The sequence below is a fragment of the Streptomyces sp. XM4193 genome (genome assembly GCF_023072595.1).
Lineage (GTDB): Bacteria > Actinomycetota > Actinomycetes > Streptomycetales > Streptomycetaceae > Streptomyces.
This window is the reverse complement of record NZ_JALLGK010000001.1, coordinates 1,169,213-1,193,086: the sequence shown is the minus strand read 5'-3', so window position 1 is coordinate 1,193,086 and position 23,874 is coordinate 1,169,213. Positions and strand designations below refer to the sequence as shown.

23 protein-coding genes are annotated in these 23,874 nt (G+C 71.2%); 15 read left to right on the top strand and 8 right to left on the bottom strand.

The window, feature by feature from the left end; all coding sequences use genetic code 11:
- The first annotated feature begins 247 nt into the window (after nucleotides 1–247).
- Together MTQ01_RS04970 and MTQ01_RS04965 are read left to right on the top strand one after the other, a co-directional pair.
- A complete protein-coding gene (locus tag MTQ01_RS04970) occupies nucleotides 248–1,222 on the top strand; it encodes a M28 family metallopeptidase (RefSeq protein WP_308294361.1) in 975 nt (324 codons plus the stop codon).
- 325 nt (nucleotides 1,223–1,547) lie between these two features.
- Nucleotides 1,548–3,008, top strand: a complete 1,461-nt coding sequence (locus tag MTQ01_RS04965; RefSeq protein WP_247487029.1) for a Gfo/Idh/MocA family protein — start codon at nucleotides 1,548–1,550, stop codon at nucleotides 3,006–3,008.
- Between the two features lie 155 nt (nucleotides 3,009–3,163).
- On the opposite strand, the gene MTQ01_RS04960 is transcribed toward MTQ01_RS04965, so the two are convergent.
- Nucleotides 3,164–3,970 (bottom strand): DeoR/GlpR family DNA-binding transcription regulator, encoded by an 807-nt coding sequence (locus MTQ01_RS04960; RefSeq protein WP_247487028.1) that lies wholly within the window; start codon nucleotides 3,968–3,970, stop codon nucleotides 3,164–3,166.
- Nucleotides 3,971–4,303: 333 nt separating this feature from the next.
- Here MTQ01_RS04960 and MTQ01_RS04955 point away from each other — a divergent pair, with 333 nt between their 5' ends.
- From MTQ01_RS04955 to MTQ01_RS04945, 3 genes are all read left to right on the top strand, one after another.
- The gene (locus tag MTQ01_RS04955) at nucleotides 4,304–5,284 is read left to right on the top strand and encodes an SIS domain-containing protein (protein ID WP_247487027.1); all 981 of its coding nucleotides are present in this window, start codon (nucleotides 4,304–4,306) and stop codon (nucleotides 5,282–5,284) included.
- 91 nt (nucleotides 5,285–5,375) lie between these two features.
- A complete protein-coding gene (locus MTQ01_RS04950; RefSeq protein WP_247487026.1) occupies nucleotides 5,376–6,668 on the top strand; it encodes a 1-phosphofructokinase family hexose kinase in 1,293 nt (430 codons plus the stop codon).
- A gap of 9 nt (nucleotides 6,669–6,677) precedes the next feature.
- Nucleotides 6,678–7,520, top strand: a complete 843-nt coding sequence (locus MTQ01_RS04945; RefSeq protein WP_247487025.1) for a class II fructose-bisphosphate aldolase — start codon at nucleotides 6,678–6,680, stop codon at nucleotides 7,518–7,520.
- Between the two features lie 205 nt (nucleotides 7,521–7,725).
- Here MTQ01_RS04945 and MTQ01_RS04940 read toward each other — a convergent pair whose 3' ends face one another.
- On the bottom strand, nucleotides 7,726–8,145 hold the full coding sequence (locus tag MTQ01_RS04940; protein ID WP_247487024.1) for a hypothetical protein: 420 nt from the start codon (nucleotides 8,143–8,145) through the stop codon (nucleotides 7,726–7,728).
- Nucleotides 8,146–8,702: 557 nt separating this feature from the next.
- Between MTQ01_RS04940 and MTQ01_RS04935 the strand changes: the two genes are divergently transcribed.
- On the top strand, nucleotides 8,703–9,152 hold the full coding sequence (locus tag MTQ01_RS04935; RefSeq protein ID WP_247487023.1) for a VOC family protein: 450 nt from the start codon (nucleotides 8,703–8,705) through the stop codon (nucleotides 9,150–9,152).
- 80 nt (nucleotides 9,153–9,232) lie between these two features.
- Nucleotides 9,233–9,667 (top strand): VOC family protein, encoded by a 435-nt coding sequence (locus MTQ01_RS04930; RefSeq protein ID WP_247487022.1) that lies wholly within the window; start codon nucleotides 9,233–9,235, stop codon nucleotides 9,665–9,667.
- 111 nt (nucleotides 9,668–9,778) lie between these two features.
- Here the strand turns inward: MTQ01_RS04930 and MTQ01_RS04925 are convergent, their stop codons facing one another.
- A complete protein-coding gene (locus MTQ01_RS04925; RefSeq protein ID WP_247487021.1) occupies nucleotides 9,779–10,066 on the bottom strand; it encodes a hypothetical protein in 288 nt (95 codons plus the stop codon).
- A gap of 418 nt (nucleotides 10,067–10,484) precedes the next feature.
- Here MTQ01_RS04925 and MTQ01_RS04920 point away from each other — a divergent pair, with 418 nt between their 5' ends.
- Together MTQ01_RS04920 and MTQ01_RS04915 are read left to right on the top strand one after the other, a co-directional pair.
- Complete coding sequence (locus MTQ01_RS04920) at nucleotides 10,485–11,324, top strand: helix-turn-helix transcriptional regulator (protein ID WP_308294360.1); 840 nt, start codon at nucleotides 10,485–10,487, stop codon at nucleotides 11,322–11,324.
- Entirely contained in the window at nucleotides 11,321–11,524 is a 204-nt protein-coding gene (locus MTQ01_RS04915; protein ID WP_247487019.1) for a DUF397 domain-containing protein, read from the top strand. The genes MTQ01_RS04920 and MTQ01_RS04915 overlap by 4 nt, the downstream gene beginning before the upstream one ends.
- Before the next feature lie 88 nt (nucleotides 11,525–11,612).
- Here the strand turns inward: MTQ01_RS04915 and MTQ01_RS04910 are convergent, their stop codons facing one another.
- Nucleotides 11,613–12,053, bottom strand: coding sequence for a hypothetical protein (locus MTQ01_RS04910; RefSeq protein WP_247487018.1), 441 nt, complete (start codon nucleotides 12,051–12,053; stop codon nucleotides 11,613–11,615).
- A gap of 190 nt (nucleotides 12,054–12,243) precedes the next feature.
- Between MTQ01_RS04910 and MTQ01_RS04905 the strand changes: the two genes are divergently transcribed.
- On the top strand, nucleotides 12,244–12,444 hold the full coding sequence (locus MTQ01_RS04905) for a DUF397 domain-containing protein (protein WP_247487017.1): 201 nt from the start codon (nucleotides 12,244–12,246) through the stop codon (nucleotides 12,442–12,444).
- Nucleotides 12,445–12,602: 158 nt separating this feature from the next.
- Here MTQ01_RS04905 and MTQ01_RS04900 read toward each other — a convergent pair whose 3' ends face one another.
- On the bottom strand, nucleotides 12,603–14,993 hold the full coding sequence (locus MTQ01_RS04900; RefSeq protein WP_247487751.1) for an HAD-IC family P-type ATPase: 2,391 nt from the start codon (nucleotides 14,991–14,993) through the stop codon (nucleotides 12,603–12,605).
- Between the two features lie 613 nt (nucleotides 14,994–15,606).
- Here MTQ01_RS04900 and MTQ01_RS04895 point away from each other — a divergent pair.
- Nucleotides 15,607–17,067, top strand: a complete 1,461-nt coding sequence (locus tag MTQ01_RS04895; RefSeq protein WP_247487016.1) for an NCS2 family permease — start codon at nucleotides 15,607–15,609, stop codon at nucleotides 17,065–17,067.
- A 91-nt stretch (nucleotides 17,068–17,158) separates the two neighbouring features.
- Here MTQ01_RS04895 and MTQ01_RS04890 read toward each other — a convergent pair whose 3' ends face one another.
- The gene (locus MTQ01_RS04890; RefSeq protein WP_247487015.1) at nucleotides 17,159–17,383 is read right to left on the bottom strand and encodes a hypothetical protein; all 225 of its coding nucleotides are present in this window, start codon (nucleotides 17,381–17,383) and stop codon (nucleotides 17,159–17,161) included.
- Between the two features lie 182 nt (nucleotides 17,384–17,565).
- Here MTQ01_RS04890 and MTQ01_RS04885 point away from each other — a divergent pair, with 182 nt between their 5' ends.
- The 3 genes from MTQ01_RS04885 (at nucleotide 17,566) to MTQ01_RS04875 (ending at nucleotide 20,400) form a co-directional block, all read left to right on the top strand.
- Entirely contained in the window at nucleotides 17,566–18,018 is a 453-nt protein-coding gene (locus MTQ01_RS04885; protein WP_247487014.1) for a MarR family winged helix-turn-helix transcriptional regulator, read from the top strand.
- Between the two features lie 94 nt (nucleotides 18,019–18,112).
- Complete coding sequence (locus MTQ01_RS04880; RefSeq protein WP_247487013.1) at nucleotides 18,113–19,681, top strand: MFS transporter; 1,569 nt, start codon at nucleotides 18,113–18,115, stop codon at nucleotides 19,679–19,681.
- 29 nt (nucleotides 19,682–19,710) lie between these two features.
- Nucleotides 19,711–20,400 (top strand): 2'-5' RNA ligase family protein, encoded by a 690-nt coding sequence (locus tag MTQ01_RS04875; protein WP_247487012.1) that lies wholly within the window; start codon nucleotides 19,711–19,713, stop codon nucleotides 20,398–20,400.
- A 397-nt stretch (nucleotides 20,401–20,797) separates the two neighbouring features.
- Here the strand turns inward: MTQ01_RS04875 and MTQ01_RS04870 are convergent, their stop codons facing one another.
- Together MTQ01_RS04870 and MTQ01_RS04865 are read right to left on the bottom strand one after the other, a co-directional pair.
- Nucleotides 20,798–21,796: an aldo/keto reductase gene (locus MTQ01_RS04870; protein ID WP_247487011.1), complete on the bottom strand. Its 999-nt coding sequence runs from the start codon at nucleotides 21,794–21,796 to the stop codon at nucleotides 20,798–20,800.
- A 274-nt stretch (nucleotides 21,797–22,070) separates the two neighbouring features.
- Complete coding sequence (locus MTQ01_RS04865; protein WP_247487010.1) at nucleotides 22,071–22,775, bottom strand: GDSL-type esterase/lipase family protein; 705 nt, start codon at nucleotides 22,773–22,775, stop codon at nucleotides 22,071–22,073.
- A gap of 83 nt (nucleotides 22,776–22,858) precedes the next feature.
- Between MTQ01_RS04865 and MTQ01_RS04860 the strand changes: the two genes are divergently transcribed.
- Nucleotides 22,859–23,869 carry an esterase-like activity of phytase family protein gene (locus tag MTQ01_RS04860; protein ID WP_247487009.1) on the top strand — a complete coding sequence of 337 codons (1,011 nt, stop codon included), beginning with the start codon at nucleotides 22,859–22,861 and terminating at the stop codon, nucleotides 23,867–23,869.
- Nucleotides 23,870–23,874: the final 5 nt, after the last annotated feature.

Sequence of the window (23,874 nt, the reverse complement as noted above, 5' to 3'; positions counted from 1 at the left end):
GGCCGGGGCGGGGAGGCGGCGGCTCACCGCAGACCCACCGCCTCCCCGCCCCGGCACGGGCCGAGGGGCTCTGCCAGACACTCAGAACGTGCGCAGTTCAGTGCCTACGCACTGCTCGACAGGCCCGCTCCGCCGGTGGCCGGGGCAACTGTGGTGCGGGCCATGGGCCTTGACAGCTTCCGGGGGCGGGTCGAGCATCATGGCCACGTCATACGACGACTCTTTCGACCAGAGAGGCTTCCCCCACATGCCTGTCAACCCCCCACAGACCAGGCGCAAGCGGCACTTCCGGCGCGCGGCCATCGGTGCGTCCGTCGCCACCGCGCTCGCCGCCGCGGCGTTCACCGCGATGCCGGCCTCCGCCGCCCCGACGACGCTCGCCGCTCCGGACATCGCGGTGGAGAACGTCAAGGAACACCTGACCGCCTTCGAGAACATAGCCACCGAGAACGGCGGCAACCGGGCGCACGGCCAGCCCGGTTACGAGGCGTCGATCAACTACATCAAGGAGAAGCTCGACGCCGCCGGCTTCGAGACCTCCGTCCAGGAGTTCACCGCCAGTGGTTCCACCGGCTACAACCTGATCGCCGACTGGCCGAGCGAGGGCAGCGCGGACGAGGTCGTCATGGCCGGCGCGCACCTGGACTCCACCGGTTCGGGCCCGGGCATCAACGACAACGCCTCCGGTTCGGCCGGCATCCTGGAGACCGCTCTGACGGTCGCCAAGGAGGACCTGAAGACCAACAACACCCTGCGGTTCGCCTGGTGGGGTGCGGAGGAGATCGGTCTGGTCGGTTCCGGCCACTACGTCGACGAGCTGCCGCAGGAGGAACTGGGCAAGATCAAGGCGTATCTGAACTTCGACATGATCGCCTCCTCCAACGCCGGCTACTTCGTCTACGACGACGACGCCGACCTGGAGAAGGTGCTGACCGACTGGTACGCCGGGCAGGGCGTCGAGACCGACGTCGACACCGAGGCGGACGGGCGCAGCGACCACGCGAACTTCGACCGTGCGGGCGTCCCGGTCGGCGGTGTCTTCACCGGCGCCAGCAACCGGATGACCGAGGAGCAGGCGGCGAAGTGGGACGGCGAGGCCGGCCAGCCCTTCGACCAGTGCTACCACCAGGCGTGCGACACCATGGAGAACGTCAACGAGACGGCCCTGGACCGCAACAGCGACGCCATCGCCCACGCCGTCTGGACGCTGACCACCGGCTGACCCCACCGGTCGATCCAGCCGGCTGACCGGTCGGCTCGACCACTTGCCCGAGGACCCGCTCGAAACAGCGGTTCGACCACCGGCCCCCAGCGGGCCGTTCACATCCGGACGACGTACGGCCAGGCTCCCCCGCGGGACGAGCCTGGCCGTACGCGCGTTCCGAACCCCCTCACCACCACCCCGCGCCCGCGCCACTCGGCCCCTGCCTTCGATGATTTTTTCTGCGCGAAACAGCTCTCCTGTGAGCATCTATTGACACCTGGTTCTGCTTGCCGACAGAGTGCTGACGCCGGTACAGCTCACGACGGACCCAGGAGCGCGTCCCATGACTGAAAAGCCCGCGATATCACGACGGTTGGTGTTGGGCGGCGCGGTGGCCACGAGCGCCCTGGCGGCCGGAGTCGGCCTCGCGGGCCCCGCCGCAGCCGTACCGGCGACCGGCGCGACGAGTGCGGCGGGAGCCGCGCGCGGTCAGAGCGACCCGCGTCGACGCCCCGGCCAGAAGTCGATGATCGGCGTACCGTACGAGCCGCACGAGACCGTGCGCGTCGCCTGCGTCGGCCTCGGCCAGCGCGGCACCGGGATGACCGCGGGCTGGTCGATCATCCCCGGCGCGCAGGTCACCGCCGTCTGCGACATCCGCAAGGAGCGCGCCGAGAAGTGCGCCGACTCCCTCGTCTCCGACGGCAAGCCCCGCCCGGCGACGTACGGCGGCTCCGCGAAGTCCTACCGGGAGATGCTGCGCCGCGAGGACATCGACCTCGTCTACATCGCCACGCCGTGGGAGTTCCACCACGAGCAGGGCCGGGCCGCGCTGCTCGCCGGCAAGCACGCGATCGTCGAACTCCCCGTCGCCACCGAGCTGTCGGAGCTGTGGGACCTGGTCGACACCAGCGAGCGCACCCGAAGGCACCTCTTCCTCGCCGAGAACTGCTCGTACGGCCGCAACGAGCTGTCGATGCTCAAGATGACCCACGACGGCCTCTTCGGCGACGTCACCAACGGCCACGGCGGCTACCTCCACGACCTGCGCGAACTGCTCTTCGACGACGACTACTACACCGACTCCTGGCGTCGGCTGTGGCACACCCGCAGCCTCGCGTCGTTCTACCCGATGCACGGCCTCGCCCCGATCGCGGCAGCCATGGACATCAACCGCGGCGACCGACTGCGCACCCTCCGGGCGACCGCCACTCCCGCCAGGGGCCTCGCCGACTACCGGGCTCGCCACGTGCCCAAGTCGCACCCCTCCTGGAAGGAGGAGTACATCAACGGCGACCTGGTCACCTGTCTGATCGAGACCGAGAAGGGCCGCATCATCCGCGCCGAGCACGACGTCAGCTCGCCGCGCCCCTACAGCCGGATCAACAGCATCGCCGGCAGCCGCGGCATCTTCGAGGACTACGCGGGTCAGGGCGAGTCCGGCGGCCGGGTCTACCTGGAGCCGGACCACACCGACCACGCCTGGCGCGACTTCGACAAGCTCCAGAAGGAGTTCGACCACTGGCTGTGGGTGAAGCTGGAGGAGGAGGCCGAGGCCGGCGGCCACGGCGGGATGGACTACATCCTCCAGTGGCGCACGATCCAGCAGATGCGCGCGGGGCTCGTACCGGACATCGACGTCTACGACTCGGCCGCGTGGTGCGCGCCGGTTCCGCTCAGCGTCGCCTCGCTCAAGGCGGACGGACGCCCGGTCGCGGTACCGGACTTCACCCGCGGCGCATGGGTCAACAAGCGCCCGGGACTGGACTCCAAGCCGTCCGACATGCCGGCGGTCCGCCGCTAGCCGTCCCCGACGGCGCGCATACGGACGCGTGCAGGCCCCGGGGTGCGTACGCGGCGCAGGATGCGTACGCGGCCCGGGGTGCGTACGCAGTCCGGGGCGTCGGGCACGACGGGGGCGGGCGCACGGACGGGGGGCGGGGGTACGGGGGCGACGGGTCAGACCGCGAGCACGCGGACTCCCGCCTCCGTCATCCTCGCCCGGTCCTCGTCGCTGATGCCCTTGTCGGTCACCAGCACGTCGACCCGGTCGAGGTCGCAGATCCGGGCGAAGGCGCGGCGGCCCATCTTGGAGGAGTCGGTCACCACGATCACGCGGTGGGCGCGCTCGGCGAAGAGCCGGCTGATGCTCGCCTCGTCCTCGTGGTGGGCCATCACCCCCAGTCGCGGGTCGATCCCGTCGACTCCCAACACCACCGCGTCCAGGGCCACTTCGTTCAGCACACCCAGGGTGAGCGGGCCGACCAGCTCGAAGGTCTGCGGCCGGGCGACACCACCGGTGGTCACGATCTTGATCTGCGGGCGGACGGCGAGTTCGCCCGCGATGTTGAGCGCGTTGGTGACCACCGTGAGGGCGGGAGAGCCCGCCGAGGGTCCTCCGGCCGCGTTGTCCTGGCTGCCGCTGGTGCGCAGGGCCAGTGTGCGGGCGACCTCGGTGGTGGTGGTGCCGCCGTTGAGCCCGACGACCTCTCCGTTGCTGATCAACTCGGCCGCGGCGGCGGCGATGCGCTGCTTCTCCGAAGCGTGGCGAGCGGATTTGTAGCGCAGCGGAAGCTCGTAGGAGACACCGTGCGCGATGGCGCCGCCCCTGGTGCGCACGAGCATCTGCTGGCCGGCGAGTTCGTCCAGGTCCCGGCGGATGGTCGCGCTGGAGACCTCCAGCGCGAGGGCGGCCTCCTCCACCTCCAACCGGCCCTCGGTGGCCAGGAGTTCCAGAAGCGCACTCCACCTCTCGTGCTTGGACATGCCTCGGACTCCTCACGGCTGTGCGCGGCTCGCGGTGCGGCGGGCGCGCGGGGGCAGGTCTCGATCGTAGGCCGGTACCTCTGTGTGACCACCGCCCCCGGCAGACGGCGGTCCTCCTTCGCGACGGCTGGACCGGCGATGCGGCCTGGTGGATACTCGGACCACCGGAAGTGCGTTCATTTATGATTGCTGAGACCTGGAATCGAGCAGCTTCACGCACCACAGCACACGACCCGTGACCCACTCATCGCCGCCGCCCCACCCGCAGCACCCAGCGCGCCCGCACCGACCGCACCGCCGCCACGCATCCGCCGCCGCCCCAAGGAGCCCCACATGTCCGCAGCCAACGGCACCTCCGCCGCCGCCCCGGCTGAGCCCGGCAGCTCACGCACCGCAGTGGAGATCGCCAGCCAGCCGGACACCTGGCGCGAGGCCGCGCGCACCCTGGAGCGGCACACAGCGGCCCTGCCCCGCAGGGGCGAGCGGGTCGCCGTGGTCGGCTGCGGTACGTCCTGGTTCGTCGCCCAGTCGTACGCGGCGCTGCGCGAGGGGGGCGGCCACGGCGAGACCGACGCCTTCGCCGCCTCCGAGTTCCCGCACGGCCGCGCCTACGACCGGATCCTGGCGCTCTCCCGCTCCGGCACCACGACCGAGGTGCTCGAACTGCTGGCGCGCGTACGGGGCACCGGCACGGCCACCGGCGCGGTGACCGGCGACCCCGACACCCCGATCGCGGGCCTGGCCGACGCGGTCGCCGTGCTGGACTTCGCGGACGAGGAGTCGGTTGTCCAGACTCGTTTCGCCACCACCGCGCTCGCACTCTTCCGGGCCCATCTGGAGGCCGAGAACGCGCTGCCCGCCGGCGTCGCCGCAATCGAGCGGGCCGCGGCGGACGCCGAACGCGCCCTGACCGCGCCGCTGACCGAACAGCTCAGCTCCGCCGAGCAGTTCACCTTTCTCGGCACCGGCTGGACCTGTGGTCTGGCGCTTGAGGCCGGCCTCAAGATGCGCGAGGCCGCACAGGCGTGGACCGAGGCGTACCCGGCGATGGAGTACCGGCACGGTCCGATCAGCATCACCGGTCCAGGCCGGGTGGCGTGGGTGCTCGGCGAGGTGCCGGCCGGTCTCGCGGACGAGGTGCGCGGCGTCGGCGGCCACCTGGAGGCGGCCTCGGCCGGCGGCGCACTCGACCCGCTCGCCGATCTGGTGCGCGCGCAGCGGCTCGCCGTGCTGCTCGCCGAGGCCGCGGGCCACAACCCGGACCGGCCGCGCAACCTCACCCGGTCCGTCGTCCTCGACGCCCGGGACAGCTGACGGCGGCGGAAGAGATGGCCGCGCCCCGAACACCGTCCGCCACGCCTTCCCGGACGGCCAACTCCTGCACGGACGAGGAGAGTTGGCCGTCGTGATTCTCACCGTGACACTGAACGCCGCGCTCGACGTCACCTGTGAGGTGGCCGCGCTCGTGCCGGGCGCCTCGCACCGCGTCGGGCGGAGCCACGAGCGCGCCGGCGGAAAGGGCCTCAACGTCTCCCGGGTGCTGCACGCCCTCGGCCGGCCCTCCACCGTGACCGGCCTGGCCGGCGGCAGTACGGGTCAACTCATCCGCGCGGAGCTGGAGTCGGCGGGGCTCGCTGAGCAACTCCTGGACATCGGGGGCGAGTCGCGCCGCACCGTCGCGATCGTCTCCGCCGAGGACGGCGACGCCACAATCTTCAACCAGTCCGGTCCGACCGTCTCGCCCGCCGAATGGGACGCCTTCACCGTCCGCTTCCGCTCGCTGGTCGCGGACTGCCGCGTCGCCGTGCTCTCGGGCAGCCTCCCGCCGGGAGTGCCGCGGGACGCGTACGCCCTGCTCACACGACTCGCGCACCGGTACGGCGACGACGGCCGGGGCGCCGCGGCCGTCGTGGACACCAGCGGGCCCGCACTCCGCGCCGCTCTGTCGGCCCGCCCCGACCTGGTCAAACCGAACGCCGCCGAACTCGCCGGACTCGCCGAACTCCTCGACGACTGCCCCGAGTTGGCGCCCACCCCCGCTCAGGACGGCTCCACCGCGTCCCGTTCCGCCCCGCCCTCCCCCGGCACCGGCACCGAAACCGGCACCGGCACCGGCCACACCACCGGCGCCGGCCCCACGAGCAGCTCGGACGGCAGGCCCGGCGAAGTCCCGGACCGTCCCGGCGACGGTCCGCACGACGTCGGCGGACGGACCCTGCCGGAGGCGGTCGCGCGGCTGCGCGCGCTCGGCGCCCGCGCCGTGGTCGCCTCCGCCGGACCGGACGGGCTGTACGCCGACACACCGCACGGCGCCTGGTACGCCGTGCCGCCCACGAGACTCGCCGGCAATCCGACCGGTGCGGGCGACGCCTGCGTCGCGGCCCTCGCCGCGGGGATCGCGGACGGCCGTACGGCGTGCCCGGAGGGCTGGCCCGAGGTGTTGCGCGAGGCGGTCGCCGTCTCGGCGGCGGCCGTACTGCGCCCGGTGGCGGGCGAGTTCGACGCCCGGGCCCACGAGGAACTGCGCGCACGCGTCACCGTACGCCCCGCCCCCGTGCACCCTGTACGCCCTGTACGCGGTGTACGCCCCGGCCACCTAGGCGCCCCACCAGCCACCACCGCGCCGTCGGCGGCTGCCGGACCGCCGCGCACCGCTCGTTCCGACGTGCCGAACGCCCCTGCCTCAGAAGGAAGTTGAGTACGCACCATGCCGCTCGCACCCACCGACGAGATCGTCCGTCCGGCAGCGCTCGCCGGCCGCGGAGTCGGCGCGTTCAACGTCGTCCAGTTGGAGCACGCGGAGGCGATCGTCACCGGCGCCGAGGCGGCGCGGCGTGCCGTCGTTCTCCAGATCAGCGAGAACACCGCGAAGTACCACGGCGCCCTCGCTCCCCTGGCACACGCGACGCTGGCTGTCGCCCGCGCCGCCCGCGTGCCGGTCGCGGTGCACCTCGACCACGCCGAGTCGGCCGCGCTCGCCCACGAGGCGGTTCAACTCGGCTTCTCCAGCGTGATGTTCGACGCCTCGAAGCTGCCGTACGACGAGAACCTGGCCGCCACCGCGGCCGTCACGGAGCACTGCCACCGGCACGGCGTCTGGGTGGAGGCCGAGCTCGGCGAGGTCGGCGGCAAGGACGGCGCCCACGCTCCCGGCGTTCGCACCGACCCGGCCGAGGCCCGCGAGTTCGTCGCGGCCACCGGCGTGGACGCGCTCGCAGTCGCCGTCGGCAGTTCGCACGCGATGCTCACCAGGGACGCCGTGCTGGACTTCGCGCTGATCGGCGAGTTGCGCACCTCGGTACCGGTGCCGCTGGTGCTGCACGGCTCCTCCGGAGTGGGCGACGACGATCTGCGCCGGGCGGTGGCCGCCGGTATGACCAAGGTGAACGTCGCCACGCACCTCAACAAGGCGTTCACCGCCGCCGTGCGCGAGCAGCTGGCCGAACGGCCGGAGACGGCCGACCCCCGCACCTATCTCGGCCCTGCCCGCGCCGCCGTCGCCCGCGAGGTCGAGCACCTGCTCAACGTCCTCGCCACCGACGCCGGTTGAGCCACACGGCCCCAACGTCCGTCCCATTGAGGCCGGTTGAGCCGTAGCCTCACCCGCCCGCCGAGGACCGGGCGAGCAGTGCGGCGCGACACCCGACACCGAACGAGCCGCCAACTCCCCAACTCTCGGTGCCCGTTGCCACTGGACCCGGTGTGGAGCCCGGCGTATCCACCGAGCCCCACACACCTCAACTCAGCTGCTGCGGTCAGCCCTTGGCCGCGTTCGCCGCTCGGCTGCCGTTCGCCGCGGTCGGGTACTTGTCCTTACACAGCAGGACCGTTCCGGTGTTGTCGACCCAGCGCGCGGTCACCCACTGCTCGGCGCCCCGCAGCTTGAACCAGACGGTGTTGCCGTCCACGTTCTGGGCGTTGACCTTGCAGTCCAGGCCCACCTGCTGCCCGTACACCAGGGTCCCCTTCACCGAGGAGTCGGTGCTCGGGTACTGCCTGGTGTTCACCCCGGCCGGAGTGACGACGGTGCCGTACGGCAGCGCCGGCGCGGCAGCCGCCTTCGCCGCTGCGGGCGCCGCCTGGGCCGCTCCCGCCCCCAGCAGCGTGCCTCCCGCAAGCGCGGAGACGCCCAGCGCCACCGCGGTGATCCTGATACGACGCGTGTTCAGAGCCATGGCGTTCGTGTCCTTCCCTGGTGCCCCGTCCGGGGCGTGTGGTCTCGACGAGGAAGCCGACCGGGTCGTTCGCCACCGACCGCAATCCACCGCCTTCTGGCGATATTTCATGACTGCGGAACGCGATACCTCTCCCCGTTCACCGATCCTTCCCCCTGTTTTCCACCAGTTCGACAGGGATCGACCGCCGATGGTTGTACGCACCTTTTACTCCCTTTGGGTACTCGCCACGAAAGCCCAGCTCAACGCAGGCAGCCCTCCCCCGGTCGCCCCGAACTCGCCCTGAGCGCCGCGCACTTCGCCGCCCGCACGCCCCCGCATCACCACCCGCGCCGCCACTCCGGCCCAACCGCCACACCACCCGACCAAGCGCGCATCACCACCCGGCAACCCGCCGAACCACCCGACCAACACCGCACCACCCAGCCAACGCCGCACCACCCGATCGACACCGCACCGCGCGCTTCGACCCGACTGTCACACCCCCGCCGTAGGCTTCCCACCTGCGAGCACACCCGCGAGCCCGCTCGCCCCTCACCTCACACCGGAGTCGCGCCATGGCCCTGAGCTGGAAGCTCGTCGTCGACGCCCACGACCCGCACCTCGTCGCCGACTTCTGGGCACAGACCCTCGGCTACCTGGTCGAGGACAACAGCGTCCTCATCAACGGGCTGGTCGGCGCCGGCGCCATCGACGACTCACTCCTCACCGAGCACCACGGCCGCCCCTCCTGGCGGACCGTCGTGGCCGTACGCCACCCCGACGACCCGTACGCCGCCGAGACCGGCATCGGGCTCGGCCGCCGCATCCTCTTCCAGCAGGTCCCCGAGGCCAAGACCACCAAGAACCGCCTCCACATCGACGTGCACGCCGAGGCCGGCAGTCGCGCGACGGAGGTCGCCCGCCTCACCGCGCTCGGCGCCACCCACCTCCACGACGTCGACGACCAGGGCGGCCAGTGGTCCGTGCTCACCGACCCCGAGGGCAACGAGTTCTGCGTCTCCTGACGCCCCGCACCACCACACCGCACCGCCGCACCCGAAATAACCGCTGGCGACGGCGGGTTCACTTGTCCTACGATCCCGCCATGGCACCCATCCGACAGGTACAGATCACCTTCGACTGCGCGCAGCCGCAGCGCCTCGCCCGCTTCTGGTGCGAGGTTCTCGGCTACGTCGTACCGCCCGTACCGGAGGGGTTCGACAGCTGGGACGCCTACGAGGAGACCCAGCCGGCCGAGGAGCGCGACGCGGGCTTCGTCTGCTCCGACCCCTCGGGGACCGGTCCGCGGCTGTACTTCCAGCGGGTGCCGGAGGGCAAGGCCGCCAAGAACCGGCTGCATCTGGACGTACGGGTCGGCACCGGCCTGGTGGGCGAGGAGCGTCTCGCCGCACTGGAATCGGAGTGCGCCCGACTGCTCCCGCTCGGCGCGAAGCGGGTACGGCTGCTCGTCGCCGACGGGGTCAACGAGTCGTGTCTGGTGATGCAGGACATCGAAGGCAACGAGTTCTGCCTCGACTGACCCGAGGCATCGGCCGACCGTTTGATCGCGCCGTCGACGTGTGAGGGGACACGTCGACGGCGTTCGGCGTTCCAGGGCCGGCGAGCATCCCGACGCACGCGCTCGCCGTCCTCACTCCCACTCCCCCGGCACCAGCCGGTACGGGGTCGTACGGATCAACCGGTGCGAGAGATGCTCCGGTTGCTCCCGACGGTGCACCGGCACCCATTGCGCCGCCTGCCTCTTCGCCTCCTCGTCGGCCCTCAACTGCCCCTGCGGGTCTGAGGACTTCGCCGACTCGACGAGCGGCCCGGCCTCCTCGCAGACCGCGCACTGCATCGCGAAGCAGGTGGGCTCCCGGTCCGGTTCGGTGTCCCGCACCACGACGAACTTCCTGAAGGCGTACGTTCGTTGACTCACCGCTTCTCCAAGTCCTCGAAGTGCTGCTCGATCCGCACCCGCAATCCAGCGATACGCGCGTTCAGCTCGTCCCGGGTCGGTCTTTGCGGTTCCTCCGCCTCCCCCTCACCCTCTCCACCGGCCAAGATCAACGATCCTCCCGACCGGATCGGACTCGCTTCACTCCCCTCCTCACCCCCACACCACTGTGTGACTTCTTCACTACATACTGTCAAGTCACTTGATTTGACCTTCAGTTCGCTCAGGTCCGGCGTCTCGGGCGCCGATGAACCGAGTGGGACCGACGGCCTCGGGGGTTCGCTGTCTCCCAGCACGCTGACTCCTCTCCGTAGTGAGTTCACTACCGGGAAGCGACAGCGTGGCCCAGCGTTCTGAGCTCTTCAACTGACCAGACCTGAAGGAAGAGACGGGTGACAGCGTGGTCAACCGCAAGGAAATCGACCCGGAGGCCGGTCCGCGTGCCGCGTTCGGCGTACGCATGAGGCGATTCCGCGAGGATCGCGGATGGAGCCAAGACCTCCTCGCCGAGCGGACGGAGTACTCCGGCCAGCACATCTCGGCGGTGGAAACTGTTCGCAAACCGCCAACTCTCCCTTTCGCCCGCCGACTTGATCGCGCCTTCGGCATCAAGGACGGCCCTGACTCCTTCGAGCGGGAGTGGCGGGACATCCGGCACGGCAGCCTGCTGGAGGGCTTCCCGGAGTACGTCAGCCGCGAGAGCAGCGCCGTGGAGATCCGCCTGTACAACGTGGGCATCATCCCCGGGCTGCTGCAAACCCCCGCGTACGCACGGGTTCTGGCGGAGAGCGCGGTCCGACGCGGCGCCATCCCGTCCGGCCATGCCGTGGAGCGCGTCGAGTTCCTGGCGGAGAGGCAGGCCGCGCTGACCCGACCGAGCCCGCCGGCGATGCTGGTCGTGATGGACGAGAGCTGCATACGCCGAAGCGTCGGCGGCGAGAGCGTCATGCGCGAGCAGTTCGACCGGCTGCTGGAGTTCGCCCAACTCCCCCACACCGTCCTCCAGATCGCCCCGTTCAGCATGGGCGAGCTGCGGCCCTTCAACCTCCCGGTGAATCTGCTGACACTGCCAGATCTGACCGTGGTCGCCTACGCGGAGTCCCAGCTGCGCGGCCATCTGGAGCGCGACGCGGCCTCCGTACTGCCCCTGCTCTCCGCCTACCATCAGCTCCAGGCCGAATCCCTGTCCCAGGCGGCCTCGGTGGCCATGATCGAAGAGCTACGAAAGGGCAATCCGTGACGCTCCCGAGCGAGTCCCCACACTGGTTCACGTCCTCCTACAGCGACAACGGCGGCGACTGCGTCGAGGTCGCCACCGACCTCGCCGCGTCCCACGGCCTCGTCCCGGTGCGCGACTCCAAGAACGTCGGCGGTCCCACCCTCGCCGTGCCCGCCGCCCAGTGGGCCGCCTTCCTCACCACCCTCAAGGCCGACCGCTGACGCACACCGCACACCGCGTACGGCCCCGCCGCGCCTGCAGACGCCGCGGGGCCGTACGACGTGAACGGCCCACCGCACGCCGGGAGTTCTACTCGAAGAGGTCGACTCCCTTCCGATCCGCGAGAGCCTGCAATTTCTCGATGTCGTCGGCGGGAACACACAGATGAGCCCGCAGCCCCTCCTCGTCACGGCGCAGTACGTAGCTCGCGAAGCTGTCGGTCATCAGCTCGCCGTCGCCGTCGTGGAAGAGCCAGCGCACCCGGACCAGCACGACGGCCTCGCTGAGCAACTCGTGGCCGAGACGCTCGTACCCGACGGAGGCCAGCCCGAGCTTGCGATAGACGGGATACGACCGCTCCAGCCCTTCGGCCATGGCCTCGCGGGACTCCAGAACACCCGCGCCCTCCCGGTCGGTGAGGATCATGCCGGGGCTCCCCCACAGGGCCGCCGCACCCCGCGAGTCGTACGAGGAGAGCGTGCCGGCGTAACGGCCGAGAAAGTCGTCGAGCTCAACTCCGATGTCGTCCATACCACCCACGGTAGGCACGGCCCCGGTCACAGCCGTGGTGACCAACCCGGGGTGTTCACCACGGAACGGCGTGCGCCCCTGCGATGAAGGCGCTCCGGCCGGGGCACAACGACAGTGCGTTCCCTCAACGGCCCGCTCTCGCCGGGCACTTCGGAAGCAAGGCTCACCGCACACGGCGAAAGGCCGATCCATGACGAACACCAACGAGTCCCTCCGCTGGCTGACCTCCTCCTACAGCGGCAACGGCGGTCAGTGCGTCGAAGTGGCAGCCGGTCGCGCAGTCGCTCGGGTGCGCGACTCCAAGAACGTCGACGGCCCCACCCTCGCCGTACCCGCGGCGCAGTGGACGGCCTTCCTCGTCCACCTCGGGGCCGACCGCCCCGGCCTCTGAACGACCGGAGTCCGCCTGCCCGGACCAACTCGCGGACGCGCCGCAGGCGTTCGGCGTGGCCGAGCGCGCGCCGCAGGCGTTCGGCGTGGCCGAGCGCGCGCCGCAGGCGTTCGGCGTGGCCGAGCCCGACGACAGAGGTCACCACCCGCCCCGGGTGGCTACGCCGGGAAGCGGGTGGCGACGACGCGCCAGGCGATCTCCAGGAGCACCGCCGCCACCGCGGCGATGGCCGCCGCCGTGAGCGGCATGGTGAGGCCGACCAGTTTGAGCTGGAAGAAGTGCTGCAACCACGGCGTCACCATCACGACCACGAAGCCGCACGCCATCGTGAGGATCAGCCCGACGCGCCACCAGGTGTAGGGGCGGGCGACGATCGCCAGCACCCACATCGCGGTGAGGAAGAGCGTCAGCGTGGCCGCGCTGGTCTCCGCCTCCAACGACCCCTCGCCGGTGTAGAAGGACCTGGCGATCATGTACGAGGTGAACGTGGCGGTGGCCGCGATGATGCCGGACGGGACGGCGTACCGCATGACGCGGCGCACGAAGTGGGGTTTGGCGCGTTCCCTGTTCGGAGCCAGGGCCAGGAAGAAGGCCGGGATGCCGATGGTCAGCGCGGAGAGCAGCGTCAGGTGTCGCGGCAGGAACGGGTACGGGATCTGCCAGGCGATCACCAGGACGGCGAGCAGCACCGAGTAGACGGTCTTGGTCAGGAAGAGGTTGGCGACCCGTTCGATGTTGCCGATGACCCGTCGGCCCTCGGCGACGACCGAGGGGAGGGTGGCGAAGCTGTTGTTCAGCAGCACGATCTGCGAGACGGACTTGGCCGCCTCCGAGCCGCTGCCCATGGCGACACCGATGTCGGCGTCCTTCAGGGCCAGCACGTCGTTGACGCCGTCGCCGGTCATGGCCACATCGTGGCCCTTGGCCTGGAGCGCGCCGACCATCTCCCGCTTCTGCTGGGGGCTGACCCGGCCGAAGACGGCGCCGCGTTCGATGGCGGCGGCCATCTCCTCCTTGCCCTGCGGCATCCGGCGGGCGTCCACCGGGTCGTCGGCGCCGGGGAGTTGGAGCTTGCCGGCGACGGCGCCCACGGAGACGGCGTTGTCGCCGGAGATCACCTTGGCGGCGACGTCCTGCTCCTCGAAGTAGCGCAGGGTGTCGGCGGCCTCGGGGCGCAGCCGCTGCTCCACCACGACGAGTCCGGTGGGCTCGACGCCGTCGGCGACGGCGGGGTGGTCCAGCGGGCGGGTGCCTCGGGCGAGCAGCAGGATCCGCAGGCCCTGGGCGTTGAGTTCGTCGATCTCGGTGAGCCGCGGGTCGTCCGCGGGCAGCAGCACGTCGGGGGCGCCCAGGAGCCAGGTCGCGGTCTCTCCCCGCGGGTCGGTGAGGACCGCGCCGCTGTACTTGCGGGCGGAGGAGAACGGCAGCGCGCTCTCGCACCGCCAGCCGCTCGCGTCCTGCGCGGGACAGGCGTCGATGATCGCCTGGAGGCTCGCGTTGGGGCGCGGGTCGGAGTCGCCGACGGCGGCGAGCACCTCGCGCACCCGCTCCTCGTCGACGCCGTTCAGCCCCCGCACCTCGGTGACGTCCATGCCGCCCTCGGTGAGGGTGCCGGTCTTGTCGAGGCAGACCACGTCGACGCGGGCCAGGCCCTCGATCGCGGGCAGCTCCTGCACCAGGCACTGCTGACGTCCCAGCCGGATCACACCGATCGCGAAGGCGACCGAGGTGAGCAGCACGAGCCCTTCGGGGACCATCGGCACGATGCCGGCGACCATGCGCCGGATCGCCTCGTCGGCGCCCCGGCTCTCCACGACCATCTGGCTGATGATGAGCCCGATCGCGGCCGGGACCAGCATGTACGTGATGTATTTCAGGATCTGCGAGATGCCGCTGCGCAGTTCGGAGTGGACGAGCGTGAAGCGGGAGGCCTCCTCGGCCAGTTGTGCGGCGTACGCCTCCTTGCCGACCTTGGTCGCGGTGAACGAGCCGCCGCCCGCGACGACGAAGCTGCCGGACATCACGGTGTCGCCGGGCTGCTTGACGACGGGGTCGGCCTCGCCGGTGAGCAGGGACTCGTCGATCTCCATGTTGTCGGCGCCGACGACCACGCCGTCCACCACGACCTTGTCGCCCGGGGCCAGCTCGACCAGGTCGCCGAGCACGATCTCGCCGGTCGGCACCTCCACGCTCGTGCCGTCGCGCCGGACCTTCGGCTTGGCCTCACCGATGACCGCGAGGTTGTCCAGAGTCCGCTTGGCCCGCAGCTCCTGGATGATGCCGATACCGGTGTTGGCGATGATCACGAAGCCGAACAGGCCGTCCTGGATGGGCCCGACGACCAGGATGATGGCGAAGAGGACGCCGATGATCGCGTTGAACCGGGTGAAGACGTTCGCACGGACGATCTCGCCGGTGGAGCGGGAGGAACGTACGGGTACGTCGTTGACCTCGCCGCGCGCCACGCGTTCGGCGACCTGCGCGGAGCTGAGCCCGGTACGGGCGAAGTCCGGCCCGACGACCCCGGCGGCCTCCGCGCCCCCGGCGATCCCGTCCGCCTCGCCCGCCTCGTCCGCCTCGTCCGCCTCCGCGCCGGCCGCCCGGGGGCGTTCCGCCTCGGCGCGTTCCGCGCGCGCGATGGCGGCGGCGCGGCGGCGTACGTACCAGAGGCCGATCAGCCCGAGGGCGGTGCCGGCCAGCGGCGTCCAGACCCACCAGGTGTGGCCGCGGTCCGCGAACCAGCCGTAGAAGGGGAGTTGGACGAGGAAGAGAACGAACCACACCACGGTGCCGCCCGTGACGGTGGCGACGACGTTCCCCTCCAGCGGAGGCGGCGCCTGTCGCTTGCCGTCGGTCCAGTTACTCACGCGCATGGTCTGGGGCAGCCTCTCGGGTACGGGCGGATCGCGACCAGCGTATCGAGCACGGTCGGACAGCCCGCCGCGGCGCCGTCGGCGGGTGCTGTACGGGTGCCGTGCAGGTGCTGTGGGGAAGGCCACTGCGCGGCGCAGGGGATTGGCTTTCGGCTCCGCGGTGCGCTCATACTGGACCGGTTTCAAGGGTCCGGCCTCAATGTGGAGCGCCTTCTCAAGGATCCGCGCCTTCCCGGCTCGCAGGGCCGGCGCGAAGGCTCCTCGCACATCTCTCCACCCGAGGTTCCGCATGCCCGCTCAGGCCACTGGTTCGGCCGCCTCCGGCAGCTCCCCCAAGGCACCCCGCAACGGCTTCGACCACTTCTTCCGGCTCACCGAACGCGGCTCCACGGTCAGCCGCGAGCTGCGCGGCGGGCTGGCGACGTTCTTCGCGATGGCGTACATCATCGTGCTGAACCCGATCATCCTCGGCTCGGGCGCCGACAAGTACGGCAACCAGCTCGACAACGCGCAGCTGGTCACGGCCACCGCGCTGATGGCCGGTCTGACCACGGTGCTGATGGGTGTCATCGGCAATGTGCCGATCGCGCTCGCGGCAGGACTCGGCATCAACGCGGTCGTCTCGCTCCAGCTGGCGCCGAAGATGAGCTGGCCGGACGCCATGGGCATGGTGGTGCTGGCCGGGCTGGTGCTGATGCTGCTGGTCGCCTCCGGCCTGCGGCAACGTGTGCTGGACGCGATCCCCGGCGGCCTCAGGCGCGCCATCGCGATCGGCATCGGCCTGTTCATCTCGCTGATCGGCCTGGTCGACGCGGGCTTCGTCAGCCGCAACCCGGACGCCGCGAACACCACGGTCCCGCTGGGGCTGGGCCAGGGCGGACAGCTCCAGGGCTGGCCCGTGGTGGTCTTCGTGCTGGGCCTGGCGCTGATGTTCGTGCTGCTGGTGCGCAGGACCAAGGGCGCGATCCTGATCGGCATCGCCGTGATGACCGTGGTCGCCATCGTGATCAACAGCGTGGCCTCGATCCCGGACGAGAAGTGGGGCCTGGCCGTCCCCTCCCTGCCGGAGAAGGTCGTCAGCGCACCCGACTTCGGGCTGATCGGAGAGATCTCGCTCTTCGGCGGCTTCCGCGAGGTCGGCATCCTGACCGGCTGCCTCTTCGTCTTCACGGTGCTGCTGTCCTGCTTCTTCGACGCGATGGGCACCATCATCGGCGTCGGCGAGGAGGCGAAGCTGACCGACGAGAAGGGTCAACTGCCCGGCATGGGCCGGGTGTTGATGACCGACGGCGCGGCGGTCGCGCTCGGCGGCGCGGGCTCGTGCTCGGCCAACACCTGCTTCGTGGAGTCCACCGCCGGTGTCGGCGAGGGCGCTCGTACGGGCCTGGCGAACCTGATGACCGGCGGGCTCTTCCTGCTCGCGCTGGTCTTCACCCCGCTGGCCACCGTGGTGCCCTCACAGGCCGCGACCCCCGCCCTGGTGGTCGTCGGACTGCTGATCATGGCCGCCAACGTCAAGGACATCGAGTGGGACGACATCACCATCGCGGTGCCCGCGTTCCTCACGATGATCTCGATGCCGTTCACCTACAGCATCACCAACGGCATCGGCATCGGCGTGCTGGCCTTCGTGGTGCTGCGCACCGCGACCGGTCGCTTCCGCGAGATCCCGTGGCTGCTGAACGCGGTCGCCTTCTGCTTCCTGGTGTACTTCCTGCTCAACCCGATCGAGCAACTGCTGGGCGTCTAGCCCCCGTCGCCGTCACGGGCCCGGGCCTGCGGACGGGCGCGGGCCCGGGCCGGTGGCCGCGCACGGGTCCGGGTGCGCTGCCGGCCCGTACTCAAGTCGTTCCGGAGCCGCCGCGGCCGGCGGTGGTCGGTCCCTGCGGGCGGCTGTAGAAGCGCTCGGTCTCCTCGACCGCCACCTTGAAGCGTTCGTCGAAGTCCTCCCGCACGATCATGCCGATCACGTAGTCCTGCACGGTCATCCGCCGTCGGTCCGCGTGCTGGGTGAGCCGGTCGAGAAGCTCACTGTCGATACGGACGCTGAGCACCTTCGATGTCATGCCCACCACGTTCCTGGGGGCTGTGGTGTGTGCGGCCCGGTTCGGCCGTAGTCTCACTCATAAGGGTGAAGTGCGGCTCTCCACCGGCGAGATGCGGCATCCGACGGTGTCCCTCGGACGACCCGTGGCAGTGCTCACAAACGGGTGGTTGTTAGCGGGGCTAATGAGTTACCCTAACGACTATGCCGGACCTGTCCCACGGCGAGGACGCCGCCGCCGTGAATACCCTCCGCTCCTCGATCATGCTGCTCGGGCGCAGGCTCAAGCACCAGCGAGTGGACGAGTCGCTCAGCCCCACCGAGATGTCGGTGCTGGCGACTCTCTCCCGGTGCGGTTCGGCAAGCCCGGGAGAGCTCGCCCGCAAGGAGCACGTGCAGCCGCCCTCGATGACGAGGATCGTGGCCATGCTGGAGTCCAAGGGCCTGGTCGAGCTGGAGGCCCACCCCGACGACCGGCGTCAGAAGGTCGTCACCCGGACCGAGCGCGCGGAGTCCATGCTCGCCGCCAGCCGGATGAAACGGGACCGCTGGCTCACCGACCTCGCCGGCCAGCTCGACGAGGAGGAGTGGGAGAAGCTGCGCGCGGCGACCTCCGTGCTGGAGAAGCTCGCGCATCTGTCCGCGCCCCCGCGCTGAAAGACCGCGGGACTCCCCCGCACAGCGTGCGCCCAGCCCTGCGGCCGGGCGCCGCGACAACCGAAGCAGTACCGATCCAGGAGGCGAACCGCCCTTGAGTACGGGACCCGGAGCAGACTCCGCACCCGCACCAGGAACCGACCCGACAACCGACGACACCCCGCACGGCACAGGTGGCACCGCCCGCGAGAACCCCGCGAGCACCGGCCCCGTGACCGCGGGCGACGGCGCGGACACCACCGCCCGACCGGCCGGCAAGCCTGACAAGCCCGGCAACTCGATGTTCAGCTCGCTGAGGATCCGCAACTACCGACTCTTCGCCATGGGCCAGGTGGTGTCCAACACCGGTACCTGGATGCAGCGCATCGCCCAGGACTGGCTGGTCTTCACCCTCACCGGCTCCGCCACCGCCGTGGGTCTGACCGTGGCACTGCAGTTCCTGCCGATGCTTCTCTTCGGCCTCTACGGCGGCGTCCTCGCCGACCGCTGCGCCAAGCGCAAGCTGCTGATCATCACCCAGACCGCGATGGGCATGACCGGCATCGTGCTGGCCGTGCTGACCCTGACCGGTCATGTCGAGGTCTGGCACGTGTACGCGACGGCCTTCGCACTCGGCATGATCACGGTCGTGGACAACCCGACCCGGCAGACCTTCGTCTCCGAGATGGTCGGCCCCGACCAGCTGCGCAACGCCGTCTCGCTCAACTCCGCCAACTTCCAGTCCGCACGGCTCGTCGGCCCGGCCGTCGCCGGTGTGCTGATCACCGGCGTCGGCAGCGGCTGGGCCTTCCTGCTGAACGGTCTGTCCTTCCTCGCACCGATCGCCGGACTGCTGCTGATGCGCACCTCCGAGCTGCACCCGATCGACCCGGTGCCGCGCGGCAAGGGGCAGTTGCGCGAAGGGCTGCGCCATGTCCGCAGCCGTCCCGAACTGATCTGGCCGATCGTGCTCGTCGGCGCGATAGGCACCTTCGGCTTCAACTTCCCGATCTGGCTCACCGCCTTCACCGACCACGTCTTCGACCAGGGCGCGGGCGCCTACAGCCTGCTCAACGTGCTGATGGCCGCGGGTTCGGTCACCGGTGCGCTGCTCGCGGCCAGGCGCAACTCCTCGCGGATGCGGTTGATGGTCGCGGCTGCCGGGCTCTTCGGCGTGCTCCAGATCGTCGCGGCGGTGGCACCGACGTACTGGCTGTTCGCGCTGCTGATGCTGCCCATCGGGATCATGGGCCTGACCTTCAACGTCACGGCCAACAGCAGCGTGCAGCTGGCCGCGGACCCCGCGATGCGGGGCCGGGTGATGAGCCTGTTCATGATGGTCTTCGTGGGCGGCACTCCGATCGGTGGTCCGCTCATGGGCTGGATCACCGACACCTACGGCGCCCGGATCGGCTTCGCCAGCGGCGGTCTGGTCTCGCTGCTGTCGGCTGGGCTCGTCGGCCTGGCGCTGGCCCGTGCGGCGGGCCTGCGGATGCAGGTGCGCAGCTACCGGGTCACCTTCGTTCCGCGCGATCCGCGCGCCGCGGGCATCACCGCGGACACGGGCACGGACACAGGTACGCCCCCGAGCAACGGGCCGGTCGCGGGAGCCGTTCCCACCGCCGCGGCGGTGGAGCGCAGGGAGCTGACGCTCGCCGCGCCCCGGACCGACGGGCAGCCCTGAGCGCCGGAGCGGCGGGCAGCGAACCCCCGGTGCGCCTCTTCGCCGCGATCGAACTCCCGGAGCCCGTACGGGAGGAGCTGCGGCTGCGGACAGCCGCGCTGCGGACCCTGCCCGGAGCCGACCGGCTGCGCTGGAGCGCCCCGGCGGACCTGCACTGCACGCTGGCGTTCCACGGCCCGGTGCCCGAGCGGCTCGCGACCGGACTCTGTCGCGAACTCGGTCGCTCGGCCGCGCGGCAACGGCCCTTCGAGGTGTGGCTCGACGGCGGCGGCCACTTCGGCGACGCCGTCCTGTGGGCAGGCGTCGGGAGCGAACCGGCCGCCCCGGGACGGCCGGCCGCACCCGTCTCACCGGCCCCACCGACGGCGCCGCCGCCCTGGCCGTCGGCGCCGTCAAGGCCGGCCCCACCGATTGCCCTGGCGGCCCTGGCCGCGGCTGCCGCCGGGGCGGGCCGCGCGGCCGGGGTGCCCGCCGACGACCGACTCCCGTTCGTGCCGCACGTGACCCTGGCACGCGGACGCCCTGCCGAAGTGCCGCTGCTCCCCTGGGTCGACGAACTGCGGTCGCTGCGCACCCGCCCGTGGCGGGTCACCGAGGTCGTACTGCTGCGCAGCCTGCCGCAGCGGCCCGACCGCGCCGGCGCGCAGTCCCGGCAGGAGCAGCAGCCCCGGTACGAGCGGTGGGCGCGCTTCGGGTTGGGCTCGCCACCGGGCGGGTGACCGGCGGTCCGGACCGGGCGGTTACCGTGGTCCCGTGGACGCCAAGACCAGAACGCGGATCGTGACCGGCTTGCTCGTGCTGATGTTCGCCGTGGTGGCGGTGGCAGCCGCCTTCGGCCGATAGCGCCGAGCCGGCCGGGCCGAGCCGCACGGACCCGTACCGGCGAGCACGGACCCGTACCGGCGGGCGCCGGCCCGCACCGACAGGCCCGCGCGCCCGCCCGATCACGGGCTCGTACGCGGACGGCCGCCGCCGGCCCCCGCGCTCGTACGCGGTGGGCCGACGGGTCACCGAACGTGCACGGTGAGTTGGTGGGACGCCTCTGCGCGGTGGACCGTCGGGCCCCGCGGCCCGCGGCTCGCCCGGCTCACCCGGCCCGCCCGGTGGGCCGGTGGCTCACCAGGCGAACGCCTCCGGCGAGGGGCCGGGGCCGGGGAAGATCTCGTCCAGCCCCGCCAACACCTCGTCGCTCAGCTTGAGTTCGACCGCGCGCACCGCGGAGGCCAACTGCTCGGCCGTACGCGGACCGACGATCGGGCCGGTGACGCCGGGCCGGGTGAGCAGCCAGGCGAGCGCCGCCTCGCCCGGGTCGATCCCGTGCCGCTCCAGCAGGTCCTCGTAGCGCTGGACCTGCTCGCGCACCGCGGTGTTCTTCAGGGCGTCGCCCGAACGACCCTGCCCGGTGCGCGAACCGCCTCCCTCGCGCTCCTTGCGGATCGCGCCGCCCAGCAGTCCGCCGTGCAGCGGCGACCAGGCGATCACCCCGAGCCCGTACGCCTCGGCCGCCGGGACGACCTCCATCTCGGCGCGGCGCTCGGCGAGGTTGTACAGGCACTGCTCGCTGACCAGGCCGAGGCTGCCGCGGCGGGCAGCGGTCTCGTTGGCCTGCGCGATGTGCCAGCCGGCGTGGTTGGAGGAACCGGCGTAGAGGATCTTGCCCTGCTGCACCAGTACGTCGATGGCCTGCCAGATCTCGTCCCACGGCGTACGGCGGTCGACGTGGTGGAACTGGTAGAGGTCGATGTGGTCGGTCCGGAGCCGCTTGAGGCTGGCGTCCACGGCCCGGCGGATGTTGACGGCCGAGAGTCGGTCGTGGTTCGGCCAGGGGGCGACGCCGTCGCCGCTCATGTTCCCGTAGACCTTGGTGGCCAGTACGACCTTCTCGCGGCGACCGCCGCCCTTGGCGAGGAAGCTGCCGACGATCTCCTCGGTGCGGCCCTTGTTGTCGCCCCAGCCGTAGACGTTCGCGGTGTCGAAGAAGTTGACGCCGCTGTCCAGCGCGGCGTCCATGATCGCGTGGCTGTCGGCCTCGTCGGTCTGCGGACCGAAGTTCATCGTGCCGAGCACGAGGCGGCTGACCTTGAGTCCGGTGCGTCCCAGCTGCGTGTATTCCATGGCGCCAAGTCAAGGCGTTGGAGTGCGCTCCAAGCAAGGGCGCCCGGAACGCGGCGGGTTCGGTGCGCCGGGCCCGTCCGCAACGCCCTCGGCTCGGTGGGACACGGCTCGACGGGGCGGAGCCCGGGACGTTTCCCGGCGGTGGCGCGCTCGCCGGTGTCCCCCGTACGAGTGCTTCGTGCCCCGGCCCGCCACAGCGGGCAATCTCCGCCGCAAGGGCGCCTGTTGCCGTAGTGCCCGTACTGCCGCTCGCACCGCCCCCGTCGCCGGGCGGTCAGGCGGCTCGGGCGGCGGGCTGGGCGAGCGGCGGGAGCGCGGGCACGGCGTACGGGGCGCCGAACGACCAGGCAGCGTGCAGGGCGTCGGCGAACGCGGCGGCGAGGCGGTGCTCCCCGGATTCGGAGGGATGGGTGCCGTCGTGGGTGTCGTGCTCCAGGGTGTAGCCGGGCGGGCGGCCGGTGAGCACCAACGGCGAGCGTGCGGTGGTGAGTTCGGCGACCAGCTCGGCGAGCAGTCCGTTGAACCGTGCGCACTCGGCGGCGAAGAGCACGTCGGTGTCGGCCCGTGTGTTGGGAATGACCGGGAGCAGTACGGCCCGGATGTCGGGCCGGGCGGCTCTCGCGGCGGCGAGGAAGCGGCGGGCGTTCTCGGCGGTCCGCTCGGCACCGGTGTAGAAGCCGAGGTCGATCAGCCCGAGCGAGATCAGCAGGGTGTCCGGCCGGTGCTCGCGCACGGCGTCGCCGACGGCCTCGGACAGATGCAGCCAGCCCTCGCCCCAACCGGCCAGGTGGGCGCGGGCCGCGGCGGGAAAGGCGGGGTCGGCGTACTCCTGCGAGCCCTCGTGCAGTTCGCTGCGCGGACCGACGAACTCGACGTGCGCGGCGCCGCTTCGGCGAAGGTGGCTCCAGAGGCGGTAGCGCCAGGTGAAGTCGCCGGCACCGCCGATGGTCATTGAATCGCCCACGCACATCAGTCGCACCGCTTCATCCTGCCGGAGCGACAGTGGGACCGCGACGTGATACCGGTCACCGGTGCTTGTTTCGGACATGGCAGGCTGGGTGCATGCGAAAGCGCTTGCGTGCACTGGGAGTTGTGCTGGCCGTCCTCGCCACCGGGGCGTTCGGTGCCGCGTCGGCCGCTGCCGCCGAGGACGAGGGGCCGACCGAGGCGTTCACCCTCAAGGATCCGCGCATCAAGGAGTCCAGCGGCCTGGCGGCCAGCCGGGCGCACAAGGGCGTCTACTGGACGCACAACGACAGCGGTTACCAGCCGATGGTGTACGCCGTGGACAGCGCCACCGGCGAGACCGTCGCCGCGATCACCCTCACCGGCGTCGAGGGCCGCGACCTGGAGGCCGTCTCGGTCGGTCCGGACGGCAACGTCCACATCGCAGACATCGGAGACAACTTCGGCGGACGCTGGGAGGAGTTGTGGATCTACCGCTTCCCCGAGCCGGAGAAGCTCGTCGACCAGACCCTGCAACCCACCGTCTTCCGCATCGCCTACGACGACGGCAAGCGCGATGCCGAGTCCCTCGCGGTCCACCCGAAGACCGGCCGCGTCTACATCGTCGGCAAGAACGAGGACGGCGACGGCCTCTACCGCGGCCCGGAGGAGCTCACCACCGAGGGCGTCAACACCTTCGAGCGCATCGCCGAGATCGATCTCTGGGCGACCGACGCCGCCTTCTCTCCCGACGGCAGCAGACTCGCCGTCCGCGGCTACTTCGGCGGCATCATGTACGACTTCGCCGGCGGCAGGCCCGAGCGGTTGAGCCGGTTGCAGGTGCCGTTGCAGCGCCAGGGCGAGTCCGTCACGTTCACTCCGGACGGCAAACGGCTGCTCTACGGCAGCGAGGGCGAGGCCAGCGAGGTCAAGCCGGTCGAGCTCCACGGCGACCAGCGCCCCGCCGACGTGCAGAAGAAGGACGAGAGCGGGAAGGGCTCCGGCGGCGGCTCCGACCCGGACAGCCCGCAGGCCGACGGCAATCTGCTGCTCGGCGCCGCGACGTTCGCCGCCGCCGTGGCGATCTGGCTCGGGCTGCGCCGTGTGATCGGCTCCCGCAAGCGCTGAACCGC

Excerpts from the sequence above, each read along its gene's own strand:
- MTQ01_RS04940 (WP_247487024.1), bottom strand. The coding sequence starts at position 8,145 with ATGGCTCTGAACACGCGTCGTATCAGGATCACCGCGGTGGCGCTGGGC.
- MTQ01_RS04955 (WP_247487027.1), top strand. The coding sequence starts at position 4,304 with ATGTCCGCAGCCAACGGCACCTCCGCCGCCGCCCCGGCTGAGCCCGGC.
- MTQ01_RS04945 (WP_247487025.1), top strand. The coding sequence starts at position 6,678 with ATGCCGCTCGCACCCACCGACGAGATCGTCCGTCCGGCAGCGCTCGCC.
- MTQ01_RS04965 (WP_247487029.1), top strand. The coding sequence starts at position 1,548 with ATGACTGAAAAGCCCGCGATATCACGACGGTTGGTGTTGGGCGGCGCG.
- MTQ01_RS04970 (WP_308294361.1), top strand. The coding sequence starts at position 248 with ATGCCTGTCAACCCCCCACAGACCAGGCGCAAGCGGCACTTCCGGCGC.
- MTQ01_RS04960 (WP_247487028.1), bottom strand. The coding sequence starts at position 3,970 with ATGTCCAAGCACGAGAGGTGGAGTGCGCTTCTGGAACTCCTGGCCACC.
- MTQ01_RS04905 (WP_247487017.1), top strand. The coding sequence starts at position 12,244 with ATGACGAACACCAACGAGTCCCTCCGCTGGCTGACCTCCTCCTACAGC.
- MTQ01_RS04885 (WP_247487014.1), top strand. The coding sequence starts at position 17,566 with ATGCCGGACCTGTCCCACGGCGAGGACGCCGCCGCCGTGAATACCCTC.
- MTQ01_RS04890 (WP_247487015.1), bottom strand. The coding sequence starts at position 17,383 with ATGACATCGAAGGTGCTCAGCGTCCGTATCGACAGTGAGCTTCTCGAC.
- MTQ01_RS04910 (WP_247487018.1), bottom strand. The coding sequence starts at position 12,053 with ATGGACGACATCGGAGTTGAGCTCGACGACTTTCTCGGCCGTTACGCC.
- MTQ01_RS04870 (WP_247487011.1), bottom strand. The coding sequence starts at position 21,796 with ATGGAATACACGCAGCTGGGACGCACCGGACTCAAGGTCAGCCGCCTC.
- MTQ01_RS04895 (WP_247487016.1), top strand. The coding sequence starts at position 15,607 with ATGCCCGCTCAGGCCACTGGTTCGGCCGCCTCCGGCAGCTCCCCCAAG.
- MTQ01_RS04935 (WP_247487023.1), top strand. The coding sequence starts at position 8,703 with ATGGCCCTGAGCTGGAAGCTCGTCGTCGACGCCCACGACCCGCACCTC.
- MTQ01_RS04860 (WP_247487009.1), top strand. The coding sequence starts at position 22,859 with ATGCGAAAGCGCTTGCGTGCACTGGGAGTTGTGCTGGCCGTCCTCGCC.
- MTQ01_RS04930 (WP_247487022.1), top strand. The coding sequence starts at position 9,233 with ATGGCACCCATCCGACAGGTACAGATCACCTTCGACTGCGCGCAGCCG.